Below are 4,750 nucleotides of genomic sequence, written 5' to 3'. Positions count from 1 at the left end.
GGCATTCCGTGTCCGGTCGCCCTGCCGTCCCCACCCCGTCGCTCCGCGACGCCCCTCCCCGTTCCGGGGAGGGAGGCGTCGTCGCCCTACCCCTCACCGCCGACTCCCGCCGTCGTTGCGCGCATTTCCGGCTGGATAGGCTGTCAGGAAATCGTCCCCCGGCACATCCGGAAATCCGCGAAAGTTCGCGCCATTCCCGAACGTCCGGACGCAGGTCTCCCACCGCTTGTCGCAGACCCGCCACGCCGGCTCTGCGACCCGGCACCTCTGGTCTCCCAGCCGCGCATCGCACATCCGCCCATAGGTCCGCCCGACCACCCGCTCGAGCTTCGCCAAGGGTCCCTCAAGCTCGGCGACGAAGCCGTCACCCTGACGCCGAATCCGCACCAGCGCTCCCGACCACAACCGCACCTTCAGATCCGGCCGCGCCCAGTCCACGCGCCACAGTTCGACCGTCGCCTTGTCGAACAGACCCGCCGCCACATCCGCTTCAGCGATCGCCGCATCGTCCAGCACGCCCGCCGCCGAAACCGACCCCGCCGCCAGCCCGACCGCGCTCTCTCCCGCCCCCGCCGTCCAACCGCTCGCCGCCCGACAGACGACCCCGTCCACCACCAGGTCCCGGTCGTGATCGGTGAACCCCATCACCACGCCGTCGGCTCGCTCCAGCCGCCAGACATGGCAAAGCGTCGCCGCCCCGCTCTCGATGCGGGCAGCCATTTCGTTCGGTATGTCGCGCATGGCTCAGACCCGAACCTCGATCAGCGGAACCGCCGCCATCCGTCCGGCCTCGAAGCTCTCCAGCGTCGTCTCGATCCGATCGGAGTCGAACCGCACCGGCGTGTCGAACTGAAACCCCGCCGTCACGCTGACACCCGCCTCCGGCGCGCGCTCCAGCGTCACCCGCCCGGTCACGAGATCGACCATAAAAGCCGTCGTCTCGACACCGCCCAGCGCCACCCGCACCGATCCCCCGACCGGCTTGGCGATCGGCCGCTCCACATCGCCGTAGCGCTTCACCAGATCGAACGCGGTCCGAACCCCGTCGCCCACGCCCAGCACCTGATCCTCAGACGATACCACCCCGCCCGGCGCGCACGATTTGAAGTCGGCGAAGTCCTTCAACCGGAACCCATACAGCCGTCCCCGCCGCGCCTCGAAGAAGGCGACCAACTCGGCCATGTCGTCCAGCGACCTCAGGTTCGCCCCGATCAGATACCGCCTGCGCCCCAGCGCCCAGGGCGTGGACCGCCGCTCGAACCCTGACGCCAGCGTCGTGATCTCCGTCCGACGCTCCACCCCGCCGGTCGAACCGAACGCCAGCCGCGCGGGCAGGCGCACCTCGTGAAAGGCGTCCATGAACACTCTCCTGTTGTGCAATGTCGTCCGCCCGGTCCACACCTTGGTGGCGGCTCCTACGCCGCGTCTTTGCGAGACACGGCCTTGCGCGGCGAAATTCTCAGCTACGACGTGACCACCGGCGACGGCCTGATCAGCGGCGACGACTTGCAGCGCTATGCCTTCACCTCGACCGCCGCCGACCTTGAACCCGGCCGCCGCGTCGATTTCGTTGCCGACGGCGAACACGCCAAACAAGTCATCGCCCTATCGTTCAATGGCTTCTCGACGGCGACGACATCAGCTCAGTCAGTCACCACGTCGCCCGTCTCTTGGAAAAATCACTTCTTTTCCTGCAAGGGGCGGATAAGTCGCGTCCATTTCTCGGTCGTCGTTCTCATCCTGATCGGGCTTCAGGCGCCGCTGTGGCTGGAGCTATTGCCCGTCGTCTGGCATCTTAAAGCGCTCGTGGCTGGCATTTGCCTTTGGCCCTATCTGGCTGCCTCGGCGAAACGGCTTCACGATCTAAATCGCAGCGGCACGCTGGCCATAATGCCGGTGGTCCTGTCGATCCTGCTCTCCCAGACTGCAATCGTTGCTTGGCTCATTACCTCGGTCTGGTTGTATCTAGCTTCCTTCGGCAACGCCTACGATCAGGCGAGCCAGATTTGGGAACACAGCAAGACAGTCGCCCGATGGTTGGTAGGTTCGGCCATCCTGATTCAGTTAGCCTTCATTGCTTGGCTGGGCTTGGTGAGGGGCTCTGCAGCAGCCAATCGATTTGGACCGCCCCCCTCGAAATCAATCTGGTAACACCCTCGGTCCCGGACCCGCCAAAGGGCTCATTCGCATTACAAACGCGTCAGGATCGGCCAGCTTGACCTTTTCGGGTTGCTGGGATTGCACGGGTCGGCGATGTTGCCGCCGCGCCGGACCTGGCGCCAGTCATGGAGATCTCAGTGCGCGGTGAAATTCTCAGCTACGACGCCACGACCGGCGTCGGTCTGATCAGCGGCGACGACGGCGCCCGTTACGACTTCACCTCGGCTGCGCTGCAATCGCCCGCCGTGCCCGCCGCCGGCGTCCGCGTCGACTTCGTGCCCGAAGGCGCCGCGGCCACCCAGATCCTGATCCTGGCGGGTTCGCCCACCACCACCGGCGTCGCCGGCGGCTATGCCAGCTCGACCTCGACCGCCGTCGCCGGCTTCGACTGGCAGAAGCTGTTCCTGTCCTTCGAGGGCCGTATCCGCCGCAGCCATTTCTGGATCGGCTGGCTGATCCTGCTGGGCGTCAACGTCGTCATCAGCTGGATCCCCTTCATCAACCTGCTGGGCATCGTGCTGATCTGGCCTAACCTGGCCATTTCGGTAAAGCGCCTGCACGACATGGGCAAGACCGGCTGGCTGATCGCCATTCCCTGGGTCGGCTCGGTCGTGGCCCTCTTCGCCGGCTTCGCCATGGTCATCGCCGCCGCCGTCGCCAACGGCTATTCGGAAGACTACTACGAGGGCAACCCGGCCGCCGTCTTCGCCCTGATGGGCCCGGCCTTCGGCCTGTTCGCGATCGCCGGTCTGCTCGGCCTGGCCTTCCTGCTGTGGATCGGCATCGCCGACAGCCAGAAGGGCGAAAACCGCTTCGGCCCTAACCCGAAGGGCGAATAGGCCTCATCGCCTGACCGACCTCAGCGCCGCCCCGTCCTCGACGGGGCGGCGTTTTCACATCCGCCTGGCGCCCAGGCTGACGGCCCGCGCCAGCATCTGGGCGATCTGCGCCTCGGACCGCAGCAGGGCCGGCGCCCCGCCGTCCACCGCCACATTGACCGTCACGCCCCCGCCGCCGACCGGCCCGATCTCTCCGCCCGTCGCCGGTCGAAACACCTCCGGCCCGCGCTCGCCGACCAGATAGGCTGCACCGCCCAGCACCAGCCCGCCGTCCGCCCGCGCCCCGCCGAAGCTGGACATCACCGACTGGATCGCCGCGCTCAACCCGCCGCCGTTCGCCCCGGCCGCCGCATTGACGGCGTTCAGCACCGCCCGCGCCAGTTCGGCCAGCGACACCTCCCCGTCCGCCGCCGCCCGCGCCAGCGATCGCGTCAGGCTGTCGCCGGCTCGCCCGAAGGCCGCCTCGATCGCGTCGGCCGCCTCCTGAGCCGGAGCCTTCAACGCCTCCAGCGCCGCCCCGGCTTCGGCCGCTCTCAGCGCGACCTGATCGATACCGTCTCGCCCGAACTCATCCGCCATCCGGCCAACCCTCCATCAATCGCGCCAGCCCCTCGCGTCCCAAAGGCGCCGTCCCCCGCGGGACTTGCGTCAACATCCGCCACTCCCTCAACGACAGCCGCCAGAACGCGTCGGGCGCCACGCCCATCGCCGCCGCCAGCCGCAACATCTCGCCCCAGGGCGTCACCCGGCGGCCGCCGCAAACGCCTGCGCCACCGCGACCGCCGCCTCGCGCGGATCAACCGCCGCCACCTCAGGCTCGACCTCGCCACCGCCACGCAACACCGCCGCCAGCACCACCATCAGATCCCGCGCCGACAGCGTCTTCATCCGCTCTGCGACCGCCGCCATCCCATCGACGCCCAGCCCCGTCTCGATCTCCGCTAGCGCCCCCAGCGTCAGACAGGCCCGACGCCGCGCGCCGCCCAGGATCACAGCCGTCTCGCCCCGCACGCCGTTCATATCGCACTGAACCCGATGGCCCCGGCGCTGGCCAGGCTCAGCGCGAACGTCGCCTCCCCCTCGTGCTCGCCGGCGTATTCCAGCGCCGCCAACAGGAACGGCCCCTCCAGCACGCCGAAGTCCGGTACGATCAGCCGCCACCGTTTCGCCGCCTGATCGAAGAAGGCCTCGCGCACCAGGGCGTCCGACGCCGCATCGCGAAAGACGCCCTGCCCCGACACCGCCGCCGACTTCACGCCCGCGCCGGCCAGCAGCTCGCGCCACCGCCCGGCGCTGTCGCCGTCCGTGGCATCCACTGTCTTGGCGTTCAGCGAGATCGTCCGCGCCCTCAACCCCGCCACCGTCGTGAACACGCCCGACGCGCCCTCGATCTTCAGCAAGATGTCCTTGCCGGCCTGTGCCGTCATCCGTCTTCTCCCAATTCCTCGGTTACCGCCCTCAGCCGCACGACCGCATAAGTCCGCCGCCCGTCGCCCGCGCGGAACACGTCCGCGAATGTCGCCCTCAGGGTCGCCGTCCGCACCCCGTCGGCCTCCAGCACGGCCTCGTGCAGACAGGCCCGCACCGCCGCCGCGACCGCCTTGGCCTCTTCCGATCCCGCGAATCGCGACACGCCCGTCAGGGTCAGCCTTTGCTCGACCCCGCCCCCGTCCGCCGCCACCGGCCGGCTCTCGCATCGCCCGATCACCAGATGCGGAAAGTCGGTGCCCTCCGGCGGATGGTCCCAGACC

9 protein-coding genes are annotated in these 4,750 nt (G+C 68.7%); 2 read left to right on the top strand and 7 right to left on the bottom strand.

Annotated features, from left to right (window positions below; genetic code table 11):
* Positions 1 to 93: 93 nt before the first annotated feature.
* Together GGC30_RS16105 and GGC30_RS16100 are read right to left on the bottom strand one after the other, a co-directional pair.
* Positions 94 to 741 (bottom strand): DUF2163 domain-containing protein, encoded by a 648-nt coding sequence (locus GGC30_RS16105; protein WP_153926132.1) that lies wholly within the window; start codon positions 739 to 741, stop codon positions 94 to 96.
* Positions 742 to 744: 3 nt separating this feature from the next.
* On the bottom strand, positions 745 to 1,359 hold the full coding sequence (locus tag GGC30_RS16100; protein ID WP_153926129.1) for a DUF2460 domain-containing protein: 615 nt from the start codon (positions 1,357 to 1,359) through the stop codon (positions 745 to 747).
* 84 nt (positions 1,360 to 1,443) lie between these two features.
* On the opposite strand from GGC30_RS16100, the gene GGC30_RS16095 reads away from it, so the two are divergent.
* Together GGC30_RS16095 and GGC30_RS16090 are read left to right on the top strand one after the other, a co-directional pair.
* On the top strand, positions 1,444 to 2,151 hold the full coding sequence (locus GGC30_RS16095) for a DUF805 domain-containing protein (RefSeq protein WP_194943627.1): 708 nt from the start codon (positions 1,444 to 1,446) through the stop codon (positions 2,149 to 2,151).
* A gap of 146 nt (positions 2,152 to 2,297) precedes the next feature.
* A complete protein-coding gene (locus GGC30_RS16090) occupies positions 2,298 to 2,999 on the top strand; it encodes a DUF805 domain-containing protein (protein ID WP_370452037.1) in 702 nt (233 codons plus the stop codon).
* A gap of 54 nt (positions 3,000 to 3,053) precedes the next feature.
* On the opposite strand, the gene GGC30_RS16085 is transcribed toward GGC30_RS16090, so the two are convergent.
* The 5 genes from GGC30_RS16085 to GGC30_RS16065 form a co-directional block, all read right to left on the bottom strand.
* Positions 3,054 to 3,578 carry a phage tail tape measure protein gene (locus tag GGC30_RS16085; protein WP_153926124.1) on the bottom strand — a complete coding sequence of 175 codons (525 nt, stop codon included), beginning with the start codon at positions 3,576 to 3,578 and terminating at the stop codon, positions 3,054 to 3,056.
* On the bottom strand, positions 3,568 to 3,705 hold the full coding sequence (locus GGC30_RS16080; RefSeq protein WP_370452038.1) for a phage tail assembly chaperone: 138 nt from the start codon (positions 3,703 to 3,705) through the stop codon (positions 3,568 to 3,570). The genes GGC30_RS16085 and GGC30_RS16080 overlap by 11 nt, the downstream gene beginning before the upstream one ends.
* Positions 3,706 to 3,740: 35 nt before the next feature.
* The gene (locus GGC30_RS16075; RefSeq protein ID WP_153926122.1) at positions 3,741 to 4,019 is read right to left on the bottom strand and encodes a GTA-gp10 family protein; all 279 of its coding nucleotides are present in this window, start codon (positions 4,017 to 4,019) and stop codon (positions 3,741 to 3,743) included.
* Positions 4,016 to 4,426 (bottom strand): phage major tail protein, TP901-1 family, encoded by a 411-nt coding sequence (locus GGC30_RS16070; RefSeq protein ID WP_153926120.1) that lies wholly within the window; start codon positions 4,424 to 4,426, stop codon positions 4,016 to 4,018. The genes GGC30_RS16075 and GGC30_RS16070 overlap by 4 nt, the downstream gene beginning before the upstream one ends.
* Positions 4,423 to 4,750 (bottom strand): DUF3168 domain-containing protein (locus GGC30_RS16065; RefSeq protein ID WP_153926118.1); only part of this gene is annotated, 328 nt, incomplete at its 5' end. The genes GGC30_RS16070 and GGC30_RS16065, both read right to left, overlap by 4 nt.

It is taken from the genome of Brevundimonas sp. SPF441 (assembly GCF_009661015.1).
GTDB classification, from domain to species: Bacteria; Pseudomonadota; Alphaproteobacteria; order Caulobacterales; family Caulobacteraceae; genus Brevundimonas; species Brevundimonas vesicularis.
This window is presented reverse-complemented; position numbering and strand designations above follow the sequence as displayed.

Coding starts and splice junctions, on each gene's coding strand:
- GGC30_RS16105 (WP_153926132.1), bottom strand. CDS start 741: ATGCGCGACATACCGAACGAAATGGCTGCCCGCATCGAGAGCGGGGCG.
- GGC30_RS16100 (WP_153926129.1), bottom strand. CDS start 1,359: ATGGACGCCTTTCACGAGGTGCGCCTGCCCGCGCGGCTGGCGTTCGGT.
- GGC30_RS16085 (WP_153926124.1), bottom strand. CDS start 3,578: ATGGCGGATGAGTTCGGGCGAGACGGTATCGATCAGGTCGCGCTGAGA.
- GGC30_RS16080 (WP_370452038.1), bottom strand. CDS start 3,705: ATGGGCGTGGCGCCCGACGCGTTCTGGCGGCTGTCGTTGAGGGAGTGG.
- GGC30_RS16075 (WP_153926122.1), bottom strand. CDS start 4,019: ATGAACGGCGTGCGGGGCGAGACGGCTGTGATCCTGGGCGGCGCGCGG.
- GGC30_RS16070 (WP_153926120.1), bottom strand. CDS start 4,426: ATGACGGCACAGGCCGGCAAGGACATCTTGCTGAAGATCGAGGGCGCG.